Here is a 19,680-nt window from a genome sequence, read left to right as displayed (position 1 = left end):
TCCTCCTTACATCGTCTTAACTGCCCCTATAGGTCGAAAACCCATAAGGGGACACCAATAATGGGACATGATAATGTTCAATATCCTTAGCAACCCCAAAGTCAATTCTAATAACATCAAGAAACGGAGGATCTGTTAAAACATATCCCTGTTTTTTAAAATATTCAGCCATATGAAATGCGAATTGATACGAACCAGAAACCAAAGGTTCCTTTAGTCCTGCAACCCTGCAACGTCCGTCATGATCAGTTTTCCCCTCAAAAATCATCTTTTGTCCATGAAATAAATTAATTAAAACCAAAGGCGCTGGTTTACCTGAAACCATATCTAAAATATGAGTAGATATTGTAGTCATATTTTTTTCTCCTGCTGTTGGAACCTTTGCGTTGACAACCGGAATAACCATCATACCCCCTAGTCCCCCTAAAAAATGACGTCGTTGCACGATAATAATCCCCCAACTAATAAAATTAACTGCCTTTATACGTTGAAAACCCATAAGGTGAAATCAACAACGGAACATGATAATGCCCCACATTTCTAGTAATTCCAAAATCTACTCGTATCACATCTAAAAATGGAGGGTCTGTTAAAGCATATCCTTGCTTTTTGAAATAATCAGCTACATAAAATGCAAATTGATAAGCACCAGACACAAAACCTTGAACGGATGCGGGCAACTGGCACCGACCATTTTGATCGGTATATCCCTCAAAAACTGCTTTATCTCGATGATACAAAACAACCTTGACATTGGCGGCGGGCTGACCAGAAACTAAATCTAAAAGATGTGTGGAAAGAGACGATGCCGTGGTTTGAGCTATTTTTTGTGCAATATCTTCAATGCGTAAAGTGGCAATTTGACAGATTTCAGCAATCGCCGTATCCATTTCTTTTTTAGCAGAAGAAGATAACCGCATCTGTAATGCTTTTATAATAGAGTCATAGCTATTATAGTTTCTTACACAAATCACAAAGGGAAAATGAAACTTTTCACGATAAGCTTCATTAAGCTCAATCAATGTTGTGCGCTGTTCTTTGGTCAAAGACGTCAACTGAGCTTGATTTTGCTCGTGCTGAGAATCAGCAGTTAATTTAATCTTATCATATCCCAATTCTGGATGGCTGCGAATTAAAGCAAGTTTTTTCTCGTCACTAGCACGTTTAACCACACCAGTCATAACTGCAATCATTTCATGGAGACTGGAAAATGGTCGATTATTTACAACAGCTTGGGCAACCCATGGGGAATGTTCAAAAACGTTCCCAAATTGCTGAACAAACTGATCAACAGATAATCGATTAATATTCTGAATTGCCACTGTTTTCATTTATTTACTCTGGAAAAATGTTCAGCCAATGATTAGCAATATCTAAACGTGATGCAATCCATACGTGATCTTTTGACAAAATATAATCCAAAAACTTAGATACCGCGCGTGCTCTGCCTGCTTTACCAACAATTCGACAATGTAACCCAACAGACATCATTTTTGGGTTTTTATCACCTTCCTCATACAGCTGATCAAACGTATCGCGCAGATAATTAAAAAATTGTTCGCCTTCAGTAAACCCGTTTAAGGCCACAAAACGCATGTCATTAACATCTAGAGTATAGGGAACAATCAGTTGTTTTTTACCAAATGCATCATTGTAATAGGGTAAATCGTCGCAATACGAATCTGCATCATAAACAAACCCTCCCTCCTCAGCCACGATACGGGCTGTATTAGGGCTGTTTCGACCTTGATACCATCCTAAGGGTCTGCTGCCTGTTAATTTTGTATGTAACTCAATGGCTTGATAAATATGCTCTTTTTCAACAGCCTCTGGAACATATTGATAATCAATCCATCGCAACCCATGACTGGCAATATCCCAGCCCGCTTTAACCATTGCCTCGACAGCTTTTGGGTTTTGCTCCATAGCGCGGGCAACAGCAAAAACAGTCAATGGAACTTGTCTGGAAGTGAATATGTCATGTAAACGCCAAAATCCTGCTCTGGAACCGTATTCATAAAGGCTTTCCATCGCTATCGCACGCATTCCCTGAATGGGGGGGGCCCCTATCATCTCTGAAATAAAATATTCAGAATGACGATCACCATTTAAAATACAATGTTCGCCACCCTCTTCATAATTGATAACAAACTGCACTGCAATTTTTGCTTTGTTTGGCCATTTTGGGTCAGGGGGATTACCACCATATCCGATCATATCTCTCATTATTTATTTTCCTTCATAAACCGCAAAGGCTGCATCAATTGCTTTGCCTGGAGTAATATCCAAACCAGCTCGTCTTAATACTGTCTCAAAAGCCATTAGGGTATGGAAAACTTTATGAGGTCTAGCATTATGTCCCATAGTACCAATACGCCAAATTTTACCTTTTAGTGGCCCAAAAGCACTGCCAATTTCAATTTCAAAACGATTGCGCATTTCAGCCCTGATTTGTTCCCCGTCAATGTGGTTGGGAATGTAAATCCCAGTTACGTTATACATACGGGTTGCATCATGACCAAACAGGGTCAGGCCCATAGCTCTTGCCCCTTCGGAGATTGCTGTGGTTGCCAAACGATGCCTTTCAAAACAATTTGCCAATCCTTCCTCTAATAAAATACAAGCAGCTTCACGGGCAGCATATAACATACTGGTTGCTTCAGTATGATGATTCAAACGCTTCTCAGACCAATAATTCATGATCATAGCCAGATCAAAATAATTGGATTTGATCCGACTGCGCTGGGATTGGGTCTGAGTTCCATCTTGCAAACCCAATTCAACATGGGCTCTGGAAAAAATAAAATCTGCCGCACGATCAGAAATGGTAATCAACCCACATCCAGGAGGGCCACCCATTGATTTTTGCAAACCTGCACTGATAATATCAATTCCCCATTGATCTGTAGCCACAGGCATGGCACCTAAGGTAGCCGTTGCGTCAACATAAGAATAGACATTATATTTACGACACATTTCACCAACACCATCCAAAGGTTGTGCAGTGGTGGTTGACGTATCACCATGGACACAAGCAAAAATATGAGGTTCATGCTTAATAATCGCTTGTTCGATTTCCTCTAAAGAGGCAACTTCACCCCAAGGATAATCAAGCGTTACAATTTCTGCACCAATGCGTTCTGAAATTTCAGACAGTAACAATCCAAAACGACCATTATTAATAATTAAAATCTTATTCCCTGGTTCACACAAAGAAACCAGTGCTGCTTCGATTGCCGCACGCGCTGTGCCGTTAATCAGTAAAGTCCATTGATTTTTGGTCATGAAAACATCACGATATAACGCCATGGTTTCATTCATATAGGATGTCATCTCTGGGTCGAATTGACCTAACATATCTGCAGCCATTGCCCGTAACACACGCGGATATGTATTGCTGGGTCCAGGGCCCATTAATAAACGCTGTGGAGGATTAATTTGCGAAAATAAAGTCCCTGTCATTTTTTACCTTCTTTAAGTTCAATAAAGTGAATCATCGTTTGTAAAGCAGCTGTTACATCGTTACAACGAACCGTTTCATCAGGTGAATGACTGATCCCATTCGGTGATTGAATAAACAACATAGCCGTTGGGGCAAGATGTGCCAAAATCATCGCATCATGACCAGCACCGCTGGTGATATAGCGAACTGGTACCCCGACCTTTTTGACGGCTTGTTCTAATAATGACATAAGATCTTGATTACATAAAGACGCTGACAAATCATGTTGAATTAATAACTCATGTCGCAATTGTCTCTTTCGACAAATATGCTCTATAATTTCATTCACTTTTTCAGCAAATTCATTACGTTGTGCATCAGTAGGTGCGCGTAAATCAATTGAAAAAACAACCTGGCCAGCAATTACGTTGGGGGCCCCGGGGCTTGCGACAATCTGACCCGTAGTAATAACAACCCCCTCTTGACCACAACTATCCACACATTGTTCCAATTTATAAATAATCTCTGCCGCCCCCGCCATGGCATCTTTCCTTAATGCCATGCTGGTTGTCCCTGAATGACAAGCTTGTCCCTTAAGCGTTACTTGGAAACGATATTGTGAAGCAATCCCCGTAACAATCCCCAAAGGCAAACCTTCGGCCTCTAGAACTGGGCCTTGTTCAATATGAGCTTCGAAGTAAGCAAGAACTTTCTGAGGATCATAACGAGCTTTTTGAATATCTTGGTAATTTAAACCAAACGCCTCGAAAGCTTGTTCAATTGTAACACCATCTTTATCTTTCAGTCCCGTAGGTAATTCATTTAAAATACCAGCAACAGATTTTGATGTTAGCATCGCAACAGGAAAACGTGAACCTTCCTCGTCCCCAAACGCAATGACATCAACGCCAAAGGAAAAACGCTTTTGTTGCCTATTAAAATAATCGATGACTTCTATACCCAACATAATGCCTAGATTACCATCAAAACACCCCCCGTTCCTTACGGTATCCAAGTGTGATCCAATCACAAGTATTGGGCCGTCTGATGTTTGTCCTGCATATCGACCAATTAAATTTCCAGCAGGATCAATATGTGTGGTCATTCCCGCCTCGTGCATCCATTGAACAAGCAAGTGCTGGGACTGCTTATACGCTTGACTTAGATAGGGACGAAATAAATATTCAGAAGACTCACTATAAGGTGGTTTTCCCAATATTTCGCACCTGGTGACGGCACGTTGACCATACTCATCAATCATATTATATTCCCCGCTGCTGAATAGAAGCTTTTGCTATCCCTTTTTGCTCTAAAACAGCACCAAGTGCAAACAAAACGTGTTCACAATGCGGCTTGGCAATAACTTGTATTCCAACTGGTAATTTTTCGCCTCTGTTTAGAGGCACTGTTAAAATTGGACATCCACTTAGGCTTAAAGGTTGTGTATAAATGCCCAAATTTACACGTGCTGAAGTTTCAACACCATCAACTTTTACCACAGGATTATCGATATAGGGGGCAACACATCCCGTAGCGGGCGCAACCAAAATATCGTATTCACCAAATACTTGATGGATATATTTTTGAAACCATTGCTCAATTTTTTTTGCATGTATATAAGTCGAGACAGGCAACATAGATCCCGCAATAAGGCGATCCCTGGTTGCAGGATCATATTCCATAGGATGCGCACGCAAATTGGGTAAATGCAACGTCCCTCCTTCTGAAGCTGTAATTAGAAAAGATGCGGCTCTTACTGCTTCAACATGATCTAATTCAATAGCATCACTTCGATCTCCCAATGCTATTATTTCAGATATAGAATCTAGAATATCCGTATCAACATCCCTTTCAAACCACCCTTGTAACCGAGCCATCCGTAAGGAGGAAACATCCCCACTAAAAACGTCCTTTCTATTTGCCATAACATGAAAAACACGTTGCAAATCATCGATACTTGTACAAAAAGGTCCAACAGTGTCCAAAGTCTCAGAAAATGGGTAAACCCCATCCAAAGGTATTGACTTGTAAGTGGGTCTTAACCCCCACACCCCACATAAAGAAGCAGGAACACGTATTGAACCATTCGTATCAGATCCCAACGAAAAGGCTAACATCCCTGACGCAACTGCGGCTGCAGATCCTCCAGACGATCCCCCTGCAAATCGTTGAAGATCATGGGGATTTTTGGTGATTCCATAATGAGTATTATCGGTAACAAACCCATAAGCAAATTCATCCATATTTAACGTAGCCACAGGGATAGCACCCGCATTACATAATCGGGTAATAACTGTTGCGTCTTTGGTGGCAGGGGCTTGATCTGTCAATAATGCAGATCCTGCTGTTGTTACTATACCTTGAACATCAAATAAATCTTTAACCCCAAACGGAACCCCTGCCAACGGCCCAGGGTCTTTTCCCTGAGAAACTAAATCATCAATATGACGTGCTGTTGTCATAGCACGCTCTTTCAATATTGAGGTAACACTTTGGATCTGTGAATTACATTCATTAATTGCGTTAATGGCATTGGATACAATTTGTGTTGCACCATAATTGGCTGTACGAACGTTGGATGAAATCTTTTCTATTAAATTCATACTATCCCTTTAATCTTTCACTTGTGGTACAACAAAACTGTGAATTAACTGACTATATTTTTTTAAAAGTTCAGCGTTCCTATTAACCCCTTCTAGACATTCTTGTGGAATATCTAGAAGAATAGCTTGCGACAAAACCTCAATCCCTTTATTAAAAAGATCGTCTTTTTTCATCAGTTTTTCCTTTGTCTAGACGGATTTCGGGGGGTTTAAATCAACCAATTCTTTGACATTGTAATCTAGTAAACTTTGCAGATGATAATCACCATCCTCAAGAAACAGTCCCCTACCCACACTTTTTACAAGGCGATCAACCCCAAAATACATTCCACTTATTGAAGCACCAGAAAGCCCCATACTAATTAATGCACCGAAGGTAAAATTATAAATGCTTGATAACATTTCTTTTTTAGGATCGTCTGGATTTTTCGGCAAAAATTGATAATTTTCTGTCAAATACGGGTAAGAGCCCAACACAGCGTTTTCCATACCTTCATCAGGGGTAAAACGATCCGACCACAATGCCACAGACGACGCATAAGAGGCCGTTTCAGGACGTGCGGTCAAATCAATTGTAAATCCTGTTCCAATAATCAAGAAATCAAAGATCATTTTTCCCGTTGTGGTTTCAACATGGATTTCGTTATCGACCAGCTCTACAGATGTCCACTGACATCCAGTATGATAAAAGAAATTTTCATGTTGACGACAACGCCAAAATGTATCCTGTGGAGGTGGCTGATTAAGATCACATATGCGCTGCATGAATGCCCAACGTTGATGATCAGGTAGATATGCGTAATGACATAAAAAGCCAGTTTGTTCCATCCAACGATGAGGATTCACAGAAGGAATGATTTTACGTCTCAAACATAAATCAACGCGGCCAGCCCCTTGTTCCAGTGCGGTTGCTGCATTATCAAATGCAGATGCTCCCCCACCCAAAACACCAATGCGTTTTCCTTTTAACTTGTCAAAATCTATGTGCTCTGAGGTATGTGCATAATATTCTTTGGGTAAAATTTTTAAAAAATCTGGACTGAACCATTTACCATTTCCATCGATCCCCGTTGCCAGTACAATCTTACGTGCATAAACGGTATATTGCTGGCCTAGATGATCCTGAAATAATAATGTAAAAATACCATTATCCCATTCAACACCAACACAGTTGCGATCACTTTCAACTGGTAATTGATTTATATCGCGAAACCAATCCAAATACTCTTTCCAAGTCTCTTTTGGAATTTTATCCAGATCTTGCCATGCTTGTTCGCCAAAAGAGGCTTCATACCATGATCTAAAAGATAAATTTGCATAACCTAGTTCTGGTCCTTTTAGATATTTTGGGGTTCGCAACGTCACCATGCGAGCATAGGTTGTCCATGGCCCTTCTTCCCCACGGATGGCTTTATCAAATATACGTATATTTTTAATATTATGACGCGACAATCCAAAACCAATCGCCAACCCTGCCTGACCTGCTCCTAAAACGGCAACATCTAAAACAGGTTGACCATTATATTCTTTTTTAGGGCTCCAATCTTTGCTTGGGAAGCTCATAATATCTAAATCACGTTTTACAGCCTGCTCTAATTCAGTCAAGGATGTATAACCAGAGTAATTTTTTGTTTTGTTCATCACAAACCGCCTTTATGTATTCAAATTTTCGTGATCTGTAACTATTAGAAATTTTATTACCCAAATTGTCTAGCAGCAATTAAGTTTCCATCTGTTTACAAAAAAGCAACGGTCAGGCAAAAATAAAACGATATCAATGGTTTATACAAAATTGTGAGAGAGATAATAATAAAGTAATTATCTCGAATACGTTTTTTGTATAAGTTCGTAACTAAAATATTTTTTGTTATAGATCGAAATGATATTACTGGATGCTTAACAATAATCAGAATACGAATACGAACCTACAAAGATATAAATTTTGACAAGATAACACGATAAAAAACAATGTTTATAATAAGTTGCATATATTTTCTAGATTCAAAATTCACTTGCACGCCTATACAAAGCCATTAAATATGGTCACAAAGACGTAACAAATACAATCAAAATACTTCTGTCGTGCTTGATGGCCAATTAAACAATCTATGGAAATCATTTTTCCCCTACCCGCCTCGAAAAGCTATGACCAAAACCATATCTATTAGGTCAAAAAGAAAACAATCCCTCATGGAAAAATCTCTGATGTTAAATCATCGACTATTGATATAAACCATCAAATTAAAGTATATCAATATTAGGCAGAGCAAACCTAAAACTATATTCAATATTTACAAGATGATGATAACTAAATAGGGTACCTATCCACTATGAATAAAGATCAAATATTATTAAAATCTTATATTCGATCTTTACTTATTATTTTTACTGCCTGTTTTCTTTACCAATCAATACCAGCCCATGCACATCCATCTGTTCAAACAGATAGTAGTTCTATTAACAAGATCAACCAAATCCTTGCTATCAAAACAAATAATTCTATTAACGACCAATCAGCAGCATTTCTTGGAGTGCCCTATCGAGCCAATACTCTGATTGGTTCTGTAACTGTTCCTGAAAGGCTAACTATAAACTTAAATGCTGTAGATTGTTTAACATTTATTGAATATGTCCATGCGTTAAATCATTCAACCAACCTACAAGATTTTACCACTAATCTTATCAAAACCCGATATATTAATGAAAATGTCAGTTTTTTGAACCGCAAGCATTTTTTTTCTGACTGGTTTGCAACCTATCCACGCAATGCCCGCGATATTACCAAAACTCTCAGCCCGAATGTAATAGCTGTAAGAAAACATCTCAATCTTGGGCCAAATAACAAAGAATATATTCGTGGTCTAGGGATTATCCCAAGAACAATATATTATATTCCTACAGCTGGTATTAATGCACATGTCGTTTCACAATTGAAAACAGGCGATTTCATTGGTATCTATACCCCTTTAAATGGATTAGACGTTAGCCATGTCGGGATAATTATCAAACATCAAAATAAAACCTATTTTCGCAATGCATCTTCGCTTGCGCGGAATATGCGGGTTATTGATTCCCCTTTATTACCCTATGTTCGTAATAAACCAGGTATTATTGTACTACGCATCACTCCATAGTCTTTACCGTTATTTTCATATCATCAGAATGTCTGTATTTAAACTTTCTGAAAATTAAAGCATTTGTTGCGATAACCGTATCGATATGATAATAAATTTTTGCTATTTTGGTGAATAGTTTACAAAAAATAAGTAAGGATATTTTAATGCGTGAAATTACATATATAGAAATACAGAATATAGCTGGAGGGTTTAGTTTTGCCTCTGTTGGTAAAACAATTGGATCCTATATCGGTTCTCTTTATGATTTTGGATTTAATCAATTTAGATCCACACCTTCCACCGCTTTAAGCAGCTCAATTGGTTTATTGGGATCAGGACTGGGTGGTCTTTTAGATGTTCCTATTGCTTTGTTTTCAGGTACTGCATCGACCACTTATCAAACAGCAAAAGAAAATATTATAAATGGATTTAATAGCACGATATCAAATCTGGGAGACGGATTTAACGCAATGTTGACAACTGCAAATTAATTTTTTCTATTATAATAATTAAGAAGTTTTATAAAAACTTCTTAATTTCAAAAAAATCTATTTTAATTCTACATAAATACACTATGCTAAATATTATAATATAATCTCGTTTGTTTTGACCGATCTTGAAACGCATTTAAATTACGTTGTCGTTACTTATTATTAACAAATATTGATTAGCACGTTCTTTTTAATACTATTTTATTAAGAATATAATTTTTATAAAGTTATAATTACATGCCAAAACTATCGTATATATCATTCATTATAGGAATTTGCTTTTTACTAATTCATCAGCCTAGTATGGCCCATTCAACTGCTGATACAATAAACATTTTACAACAAAAAGCAGACCGGGGGAATTCAGAAGCCCAGTTTAAACTAGGCCTAATCTATGATGAGGGAAAAATTGTCCCTCAAAATTATTTAAAAGCCAAAGCATTATACGAACAAGCCGCACATCAAGGAAACAGCCTTGCCCTCAATAATCTGGCACTTCTATATCAAAATGGTAAGGGAGTTATGTCAGATGATACAAAGGCCAAAACGCTTTTTGAACGAGCTATCAAATATGGGAACGATAAAGCTATATTTAATTTAGCTTTACTTTATGAATCTGGGAACAACAATGTACAAAATTATACAAAAGCAAGAAAACTTTATAAACTGGCTGTTCAAAAAAGAAGTATTCTAGCATTAAATAATCTAGCACTTTTATACAAAAACGGATACGGTATTCCCAAAAATCCCTTAAAAGCAAAAGAATTACTAACAAAGGCAGCTGACCAAGGAAATGATTTGGCTCAATTTAATCTAGCTTTAATGTATGACAAGGGTCAGGGCATACCAAAAGATTACCTAAAAGCTAAAAAGTTATACGAGCAAGCTGCCAATCAAGGAAATAGCCTTGCTTTAAATAACCTAGCACTTCTATATCAAAATGGGCATGGTGTTATGCAAGACTTTCATCAGGCTTTAAAATTATTAACGTTAGCAGCCAATCAAGAATGTGCACAAGCCCAATATAATCTTGGCTTAATGTACGAAGTGGGGTTGGGAAGCGCACAAAATTTCGATGAAGCAAGAAAATTATATCGCCAAGCGGTCCAACGAAATGATAAAAAGGCTCAATATCGCCTTGGTCTTTTATATCAATATGGTTTTGGTGGCGAAAAAGACATTCCAAAAGCAAAAAAATTATTTAAACAGGCCTGTCTAAATGACCTACCTGACGCATGCTATTCATATCAGACCCTATCAATGCAATAGTTTTTTTAAACTTTAGAAAATAATATAACTAATTATCACTTTTTAAATCAATGACTAGTTGCGACAAGATCATTTATACTCTGGTTAAATATATTTATAAATAATCACATTTTATTTATATATTTAATTTTGTCATAAAAATACTGTAAAATAGCTCTTTTTGCGCTGATACCAAATAAAGATTTTCATATCTGGTAATATCAACTTAATCCTTATTGATTTTTATAACGTCTTAAAATAAAAACATAAATATCATTAATAATATTACGTGCTATTCCATTTTTTGGAATATGATAGAGCAAAACCATGCAATTTATTCGATTTATTTGCTTGCTTCCTTTTAAAATTATAATTTTCTTATTACGATGCGTCAGTTTATTATTGCGTCCCATAATCGGTAAAATTCATTTTTCATGGTCTGCACCCATATGGTTTTCGCCCATTGCACGTCTAGCCCATCGATATCAAAGACGATTGGTATATATTCTACCCAGCCTAATTATTTTAGTTTTAGGAGCGGGATATGGGATATATTGGTACCAACATCGCCCACTCCCCCCCATTCCTAATTTAGTTAAACTTTACGCTGTTGCCCCCAAAGCAACCGATTACACTGAAAACCCACCCGCCATACAACCTTTGCGTATTAATTTTTCTGGGTCGGCAGCCCCACTGGATAAAGTGGGAAAGGACTTGCCCAACGAATTCCCCATTCAACCTGAAATCAAGGGAACGTGGCGCTGGGTCAATGATCACAGTTTGATCTTCACCCCAACAACAGAATGGCAAGCAGGCAAAAATTACACGGTCGATTTTTCACAAGAAACTAAATTTAATCCTAATATCGTTTTACGTAATGCTTTACATTTAAAAAACAAAAAACCTTTTGCTGAATTTAAAACTACTGCTTTTGATGGTCAAATAACATCTGCCCAATTCCAACAAGATGATAAGACCCCCGATATAAAAAAAGGTATCTTCGAAGTTGCGTTCAACATGCCTGTTGACCCAATTAGCCTGGAAAAAAATATAGATCTGGATTTACAAAGTTATACTGATCCTGAAAAAGAAAAGAAAACGCATCAGAAAATATCCTTCGAAATTACATATGACTATAAAAGAATCAATGAACAAAACCACCTAAAATTAATTGCTATTGTTACCTCTGCTCCTCTTCCTATTCCTCAACATAACAGCAAACTCGTTTTTACGCTGCACAAAGGGACAAAAACACAATCTGGGCAGGGAAATCTTCAAAAAACCATCAGTAGCAGTGTGTCTGTTCCCAGCCGTTATACCTTAAAAGTTCAGAAAATCTCTACGGATATTGTGACGGACGAACGCAATAATTCTGAACAAATTTTAAATGTTGAATTTAATTCGCCCGTTCACGATGAACAGGTTGCTCAAAATATTTCTGCCTGGATCTTACCCGAACTTAAGAATAATGAAGGCATTTGGGATATTGAAAAAATAACCCCCCAAACCCTTAGCCATTTTGAGCCTTTAACATTAACCCCTATTCCAGCAGAAAATAACGCCCAGTCGCTGCAAAGTTTTAAGTACAAAGCCCATCCTAATCAACAAATTTTAGTACAAATCAACACAGGTATTCAATCAACAGGCGGATACGTTATGGGTCAGCAATATCGCCAACAACTTAGCACCCCAGATTATCCAAAACGTCTTAATTTCGTATCAGAGGGGGCACTTTTGCCCCTACATGGCAGTAACAAAATTTCCGTTGTCTCTAAAAATATCAGTGGCATAAAATTGGAAGTTGGGCAATTACGACCTAATCAATTACAGCATTTGGTTAGCTTTCGTAACAATGCCAGTCAATATAACCAAGCTAAATTCACAGGTTCATTTAGTGCAGAGCATATTACCAATCGATTTGAACAAAAAACTGACTTAGCAACTTATGATGCGCATGATGTACACTACAGTGGCTTTGATCTGTCCCCTTATCTTCACAAGGGGTTACACGGCGTTTTTGTATTGCGACTTACTGAATATAATAAACAAGCTGAAGATGAACGAAAAAAAAGACAACGTGAGCTAAGAAAAAAATACCAAGAACGAAATTATGGAATAGGAAACACCCCTTCTGATACGTATAACAATGTTGATGATGGTTCTGACCTTGACGATGATAGCAGTGCACTGCACGATACGCGCTTGGTTGTTATTACTGATTTGGGTATGTTAGTAAAAAAATCCCTTGATGGCAGTCAGGATGTCTTTATCCAATCCATTAGCACGGGTAATCCAGTCAACGATGCTAAAGTATCGGTTGTTGGATTAAATGGCGAAACCTTGCTAAGTCAAAACACCGATGCAACGGGAACTGTTCACTTTCCAACTTTACAAGGGTTTCACAAAGAAAAACGCCCAGTCATGTATGTTGTCAGTAAAGGTGATGACTTATCATTCCTGCCTATTGAGGAACGCGATCGCCAATTAAATTTCTCACGATTTGATGTGAATGGGGATATTAATACAGTTCACAAGGGTGAACTCTCTGCTTATTTATTTTCCGATCGAGGGATATATCGTACGGGTGAAGATTTCCATATTGGTATCATCACCAAAGCAGCAGACTGGACCAAAAATTTAAAAGGTATTCCTTTGAAAGTTGTCGTCACTGACCCAACAGGAAAAACATACGAACGACAAATAACTATTGATAATAATGGTTTCAACGACTTTACAGACACTCTAAGTGATGATGCCCCTAATGGCAGTTGGCAAATCAGCCTGCAAACCATTGACCCAACAGATAAAAACTGGAGCCAAGAAATCGGTTCCACCACAATCAAGGTCAAAGATTTCCTATCTGAACAAACCCGCGTTACTGCCCATTTTTCTGAGCAAAATATTAAGGGTTGGGCCAAACCAGATCAATTAAAGGCAATTATTCAAGCCACTAATTTATTTGGCACACCTGCCATTGATCGACGTGTGCAAGCCAGCCTGAACATTACCCCTTTTGTTCCTCGATTTGAAGGATGGAAAGATTATCAATTCAGCGATCCCGATCGATTAAAGGAAAATTTTCACGAAACATTACAAGAGATCCAAACCAATGATGAAGGTCAGGCTGTATTTAACCTGGATCTGAAAAAATATGCTGGTTCAAATTATACATTAAATCTTCTGGGTGAGGTATACGAACCTAACTCTGGACGTAGTGTTGCGGCAACTGATCGTATATTGGTTTCAGCTAATGATTATATGATCGGATATCACAGTACTGATAATTTGTACAACATTAAGGTTAATGCATCAATCAAGCCCATTCAATTTATTGCAATTAACCCGCAAACAAATGCAATCGCTGTCGACAACCTCAAGATACGCCTTGTCGAACGCCGCTATGTGTCGGTATTGGCCAAACAATCCTCAGGCATTTACAAATACGAATCAAAGTTAAAAGAAACAACCTTAAAAGAAGAACCTTTCTCCATTGCCCAAAAAGGCAGTGATTATAAAATTAATACAGATAAGTCCGGCGATTTCAAATTGGTTTTACTTGGCCCCAAAGGACAAATCTTAAGTCAAATTAACTATTCTGTAATTGGATCTGTAAACTTGTCGCGGTCCTTGGATCGCAACGCCGAACTTCAGATCCGACTGAATAAAAAAAGCTTTAAACCCTCAGAAGAAATAGAAGTTGCCATCCGCGCCCCATATACAGGCAGTGGTATCATCACCATTGAAAAAGACAAAGTATATAACCACACTTGGTTCCATACGGATACAACCAGTACGATCCAACATATTACCGTCCCCCCAGATTTGGAAGGAAATGGATATGTGAACGTTCAATTTATTCGCGACCCTGCCTCTGATGAAATATTTATGAGTCCACTGAGCTATGGCGTGGTTCCGTTTTCTGTTGATTTAGAGAATTATCGTAATCCTTTAACCCTCAGTGCTCCTAAGATAACCAAAAATCGCCAATTGCTCTTTACTTTACATTCAGAACGACCAACACGTACGGTATTATGGGCTGTAGACCAAGGAATTCTACAGGTTGCTCATTATCAATTTAAAGACCCTTTGCAATATTTTTTCAGCAAAAAAATGCTGGATGTGCAAACTTTGCAAATATTAGATCAAATCTTGCCCGAATTTAATCAAATCATGAAACTGGCCGCATCCACAGGCGGTGATGATGAAAAAGCTTTTGCCCAAAAAGTAAATCCTTTTAAGCGTAAAGTCGATAAACCCGTTGTTTTTTGGTCTGGCATTGTTGATGTGGATAATGACAAGCTTTTTACCTATCAAGTTCCCGATTATTTCAATGGTGAATTAACCATAATGGCCATGTCTGTATCAGATAATCAAATTGGATTAAGCAGCACAAAAACCATTGTCAGAGATGATTTTGTCTTAAAACCTAACGCTCCAGTTACTCTTACCCCTGGGGATGAAAGTGATATCAGTGTTTTAGTGGCCAATAATTTGGAAAGTTTGAACAGTGAACCCATTCCAATTACGGTTGACCTTAAAACATCGTCACAATTCGAAGTGATTGGCCCATCGACTCAAACCATTACTTTGGGTGAAAAAAAGGAAAAAGGATTAAAATTTCGGATTAAAGCACTTGCTCAACCTTTGGGATCTGGAGATCTGACCTTTACTGCAACGTATCGTCAGGCCTCGACAACAAATGTCACCCATGTTTTATTACGTCCTGCCTCAACCTATAATACCAGTATTCGCCTCAATCATATCGACGGCCACAAATCTGCAACCTTTGACGACCTGCGAACCATGTATTCTAACGATGCAGTACGTTATAGCGCCATTTCCAATCTACCAATTGTTGTTATGCAGGGATTAAGCACTTATTTAGTTGACTACAACCATGCTTGCACAGAGCAACTTGCCAGTCGTGCCTTAGCTTTATTGACCATGGAAGAAAACAAAGACCTAAAGCAAATATTTGTGCAATCAAATGTCAGCCATGTTAAAAACGTTAATTCGTTAATTGATAGCATCATTACCAAAATACGTGATCGTCAAAACGATGCAGGTGCTTTTGGATTATGGAAATCTACCCCCAATGGCGATAATTTTGTTACAAACTATGTAACGCTTTTACTGCAAAAAGCATGGGACAATGGTAAGGCCGTGCCTCAGAACACCCTAAAAAATGCTTATCGCTATATTCAAGATTATGCTGCTAATGGCAGCGATGGACAACTTTCAGAAATGCGTAATCGTGCTTTTTCCATTTATCTATTAACGAAAAAAGGCATGGTAACCACAACGCTTATTGCTTCTTTAACCGATCAATTAAATAAAAACTACAAAGATAAATGGAAACAGGATTCAACTGCTGCTTGGCTTGCTGCATCAATGAAATTGTTAAAGCAAGATGAGATGGCACGACAATTAATTACAGGCCCATTAGAATTATTGCAAAGACCATCGCAACCCCCTGTCGAGGATTGGGATTACAGCAGTTATGATGGCAACCCTTTGGCACAAGATGCCACAATTTTATATCTTGTATCTCAACATTTTCCTGAATTATTGTCACAATTATCGGCCAATACATTTAACAATATTCTAAGTAATGTAGAGCTTGGATATTATAATACGTTATCTTCTTCTTTAACAATTATGGCTTTTGATGCTTATTCAACCAAAATGCCTAACGATATCCATCAGCTGTCTATCAAAGCTGTTAAGAATATTTTAAAGGATCAAGATAAACAACAAACCACGCTTGCTACCAGCAAGCCAAAAGGTCTGTTACAAATACTTAAATGGAATAATGAAGCTAATGCCTTGGATTTTGATAATCAATCAGATCATCAAGCATGGTACAGTGTCATTCAACGGGGCTATGATAAAAATCCTCCTAAAACGGCTATTAATGAAAAAATGGAAATCATTCGTGAATATACTGATCAAACTGGCAAACCCATTTCTCAAATCAAAGTGGGTCAGGAGGTTTGGGTACATTTAAAATTCCGTTCTACAGATCAAAAAACTCATAATAATATTGCGATTACAGATTTATTACCTGGTGGGTTCGACCTGATAGCTAATACAGGTTCAAGCAACGCCGATAATGATAATGAACTTAGAGATGCTTCTGACGATGGAACAGCGCATTGGTATCCAGATTTTGTTAATATCCAGGAAGATAAGATCCTGTTATATGGATCAATTTCAACAGATATTTCAGAATATGTATATCGTATCAAGGCAACCAATGCTGGAAAATATAATATTCCCCCTGCTTATGGTGAAGGAATGTATAACCCATCCATACGTGGACGTTCAATTTCTGGTGGATATTTAACTGTTGTTGGGCCTTAATGCTTGGCCAATTTTGCGTTTTATCCAAAAATGGCAAAATTGGATTTGTGCTGTTGGGCTAGTATTTCTGTTGATCATGGGGTGTCGGTTGTATCCACACCCCTCTTTACGTAACAGTCTGCCCGTCTCGCGAATGGTATATGATCAAAACGGAAAGTTGCTAAGGCTGACCTTGGCAAAGGATGATCGATATCGATTATGGGTGCCCTTAAATCAAATATCACCAAATTTTATTGCGGCAGTCCAATTTCACGAAGACCAATGGTTTTATTATCATTTCGGGGTCAACCCCTATGGCATTTTACGCGGTGCTTGGATGACTTATGTTCGCCATGGCAACCGTCAGGGCGGTTCAACCATTACCATGCAATTGGCACGTCTATTATATCAGCTCAGCACAAAAACCCCTCTGGGAAAAATTAAACAAATCTATTACGCCACTCAATTGGAATTGTTTTATTCCAAATCGGATATTTTAGAAGCTTATTTAAATCTGGCCCCTTATGGTGGAAATATTGAAGGGATTGAAACTGCAAGTTTAATATATTTTAATAAAAAAGCTTCTACACTTAATTTACCAGAAGCTTTATTACTGGCTGTTATCCCACAAGAACCTAATTTGCGTATTCGCTGTCACCAAAACAAAGATTGTTTTGTGACAAATAAGCATTTATTACAAACACGGATGCGTTTGTATCAAGACTGGGTTAAATATAATCCAAAATTACTAAATCAACAAACCTTTATAAACCTTCCCCTTCCAGTAAGGCCACCGTCTCAACTGCCTTTTGAAGCCCCTCATTTTGTCAGGCAAGTTTTGGCATCTTACCCATCCCCTGTCATCCTGAAGACAACACTTGATTTAACATTTCAACATATTCTTGAAAACCAAATTAAAAGCTATATAAATTGGCATAAAAAAGAAGGTGTTACCAATGCTGCGGCTTTACTGATTGATGCCCATGATATGGGTATCAAAGCCATGGTTGGATCTGCTGATTATTTCAATTCTCAAATACATGGGCAAATTAATGGAACACAAATTTCCAGATCCCCAGGGTCTTCCTTAAAGCCATTTGTTTATGGTTTGGGTTTTGATCAGGGTATTTTACATCCTCAAAGTATTTTATATGATATGCCGATGACCTTTGCTGGATATTCCCCAGAAAATTTTGATTTACATTTTCAGGGGCCCATTACTGCAACCAATGCATTGAACACCAGTCGCAATATCCCCGCCGTATGGATAGCTTATAAAATTAAAAACCCTGATTTCTATCAGTTCTTAGCCAAAGCCAATATTAAAAATTTACGTAATCGGCAACATTATGGACTATCATTGGTCTTAGGGGGTGGAGAAATTACATTACAGGAAGAAGCAACTTTATACGCCCTCCTCAATCATCAAGGAAAATTGCGACCTTTGCGTTTTTTAATTAGCGATCCTGTGGTCGATGGCAAACCTTTGCTGAGTAACGCCGCACGTTTTATGGTTTTGGATATTTTATCTAAAAATAGTCGCCCCGACGAAAGAACATCTGCCATTTCATCACCTTTTCCAATTGCATGGAAAACGGGAACCTCCTCGGGTTTTCGAGATGCATTAACCGCAGGATTATTTAGCCATTATGTATTGATCGTATGGGTTGGAAATTTTGATAATACTGCTAATTCTAATGCAACGGGTATTAAAACAGCAGCCCCCTTATTCTTTAATATTATTGATGCCTTAAAACCTAATTTAAAAAATATTGATATTACGCCTTGGCACCCACCAAAATTGCTTAAAAAAGTTAAAATCTGCCTTACAAGTGGAAATTTACCCAATCGTTGGTGTCCACAAACAGGATATACTTGGTTTATCCCTGGGGTATCACCAATTCAAATAAGCACGTTGCACCGCCCTGTTCTTATTGACGATACAACAGGTAAGGTTGCTTGCCCCCCTTTAGAAGGCAAGAAAACCCATATAGAAATATTTGAATTCTGGCCGTCTGAAATTCGTCAATTGTTTAAAATAGCTGGATTATCCTATCGTGATCCACCAGGGAATTATCATTGTCAAAAAAGTTGGATTGGCAATAATCCGCCACGTATTCTTTCGCCTCATGCTCATGAAACGTATTTTTTACGTACGACAACAACGAAAAAAAATACATCTATTCCGTTATCCGCCAACAGTTCAGCAGATGCCCATACGTTGTACTGGTTTGCCAATAAAATCTATTTAGGAAAAACCGATACTTCTACCACTTTATTTTGGCATCCCGCCGTTGCAGGACAATACCAAATAAAAGTTATTGACGATCAAGCACAAAGTCATCAAATACCAATTAATATAGAGATTACACATTGATCTATTTCTAGTTTTCATCAAAAATACAAACTACCAGCATAACAAACGAAAACTAACCTAA

At 37.9% G+C, this 19,680-nt stretch carries 13 protein-coding genes; 5 read left to right on the top strand and 8 right to left on the bottom strand.

Going from position 1 to position 19,680, the window contains the following annotated elements; genetic code table 11:
• Positions 1–16: 16 nt before the first annotated feature.
• Genes uraH through QJV27_RS00995 form a run of 8 tightly spaced genes read right to left on the bottom strand, consistent with a single transcriptional unit; the run spans position 17 to position 7,686 of the window.
• Positions 17–445 (bottom strand): hydroxyisourate hydrolase, encoded by a 429-nt coding sequence (gene uraH / locus QJV27_RS01030; protein ID WP_408869606.1) that lies wholly within the window; start codon positions 443–445, stop codon positions 17–19.
• Positions 446–470: 25 nt separating this feature from the next.
• Entirely contained in the window at positions 471–1,331 is an 861-nt protein-coding gene (gene uraD / locus QJV27_RS01025; protein WP_281447135.1) for a 2-oxo-4-hydroxy-4-carboxy-5-ureidoimidazoline decarboxylase, read from the bottom strand.
• A 4-nt stretch (positions 1,332–1,335) separates the two neighbouring features.
• The gene (gene puuE, locus QJV27_RS01020; protein ID WP_281447134.1) at positions 1,336–2,226 is read right to left on the bottom strand and encodes an allantoinase PuuE; all 891 of its coding nucleotides are present in this window, start codon (positions 2,224–2,226) and stop codon (positions 1,336–1,338) included.
• 3 nt (positions 2,227–2,229) lie between these two features.
• Positions 2,230–3,462 (bottom strand): pyridoxal-phosphate-dependent aminotransferase family protein, encoded by a 1,233-nt coding sequence (locus tag QJV27_RS01015; RefSeq protein WP_281447133.1) that lies wholly within the window; start codon positions 3,460–3,462, stop codon positions 2,230–2,232.
• Entirely contained in the window at positions 3,459–4,703 is a 1,245-nt protein-coding gene (locus tag QJV27_RS01010; protein WP_281447132.1) for an allantoate amidohydrolase, read from the bottom strand. Before QJV27_RS01010 ends, QJV27_RS01015 begins: the two co-directional genes overlap by 4 nt.
• A 1-nt stretch (position 4,704) precedes the next feature.
• Positions 4,705–6,045, bottom strand: a complete 1,341-nt coding sequence (locus tag QJV27_RS01005; protein WP_281447131.1) for an AtzE family amidohydrolase — start codon at positions 6,043–6,045, stop codon at positions 4,705–4,707.
• A gap of 9 nt (positions 6,046–6,054) precedes the next feature.
• Positions 6,055–6,219 carry a DUF4089 domain-containing protein gene (locus tag QJV27_RS01000; protein ID WP_281447130.1) on the bottom strand — a complete coding sequence of 55 codons (165 nt, stop codon included), beginning with the start codon at positions 6,217–6,219 and terminating at the stop codon, positions 6,055–6,057.
• Between the two features lie 15 nt (positions 6,220–6,234).
• The gene (locus QJV27_RS00995; RefSeq protein ID WP_281447129.1) at positions 6,235–7,686 is read right to left on the bottom strand and encodes an NAD(P)-binding domain-containing protein; all 1,452 of its coding nucleotides are present in this window, start codon (positions 7,684–7,686) and stop codon (positions 6,235–6,237) included.
• A gap of 689 nt (positions 7,687–8,375) precedes the next feature.
• Between QJV27_RS00995 and QJV27_RS00990 the strand changes: the two genes are divergently transcribed.
• The 5 genes from QJV27_RS00990 to pbpC all read left to right on the top strand — a co-directional run bounded on the left by QJV27_RS00990 (position 8,376) and on the right by pbpC (position 19,619).
• Positions 8,376–9,179 (top strand): N-acetylmuramoyl-L-alanine amidase-like domain-containing protein, encoded by an 804-nt coding sequence (locus tag QJV27_RS00990; RefSeq protein ID WP_281447128.1) that lies wholly within the window; start codon positions 8,376–8,378, stop codon positions 9,177–9,179.
• Positions 9,180–9,325: 146 nt separating this feature from the next.
• Positions 9,326–9,652, top strand: coding sequence for a hypothetical protein (locus QJV27_RS00985; RefSeq protein ID WP_281447127.1), 327 nt, complete (start codon positions 9,326–9,328; stop codon positions 9,650–9,652).
• A gap of 303 nt (positions 9,653–9,955) precedes the next feature.
• A complete protein-coding gene (locus QJV27_RS00980; protein WP_281447126.1) occupies positions 9,956–10,921 on the top strand; it encodes a tetratricopeptide repeat protein in 966 nt (321 codons plus the stop codon).
• A 306-nt stretch (positions 10,922–11,227) separates the two neighbouring features.
• Positions 11,228–17,263, top strand: a complete 6,036-nt coding sequence (locus QJV27_RS00975; protein ID WP_281447125.1) for an alpha-2-macroglobulin — start codon at positions 11,228–11,230, stop codon at positions 17,261–17,263.
• Complete coding sequence (gene pbpC, locus QJV27_RS00970; protein ID WP_281447124.1) at positions 17,250–19,619, top strand: penicillin-binding protein 1C; 2,370 nt, start codon at positions 17,250–17,252, stop codon at positions 19,617–19,619. Before QJV27_RS00975 ends, pbpC begins: the two co-directional genes overlap by 14 nt.
• The last annotated feature ends 61 nt before the right edge of the window (positions 19,620–19,680 follow it).

The organism is Commensalibacter oyaizuii (assembly GCF_029953265.1).
GTDB classification, from domain to species: Bacteria; Pseudomonadota; Alphaproteobacteria; order Acetobacterales; family Acetobacteraceae; genus Commensalibacter; species Commensalibacter oyaizuii.
This window is presented reverse-complemented; position numbering and strand designations above follow the sequence as displayed.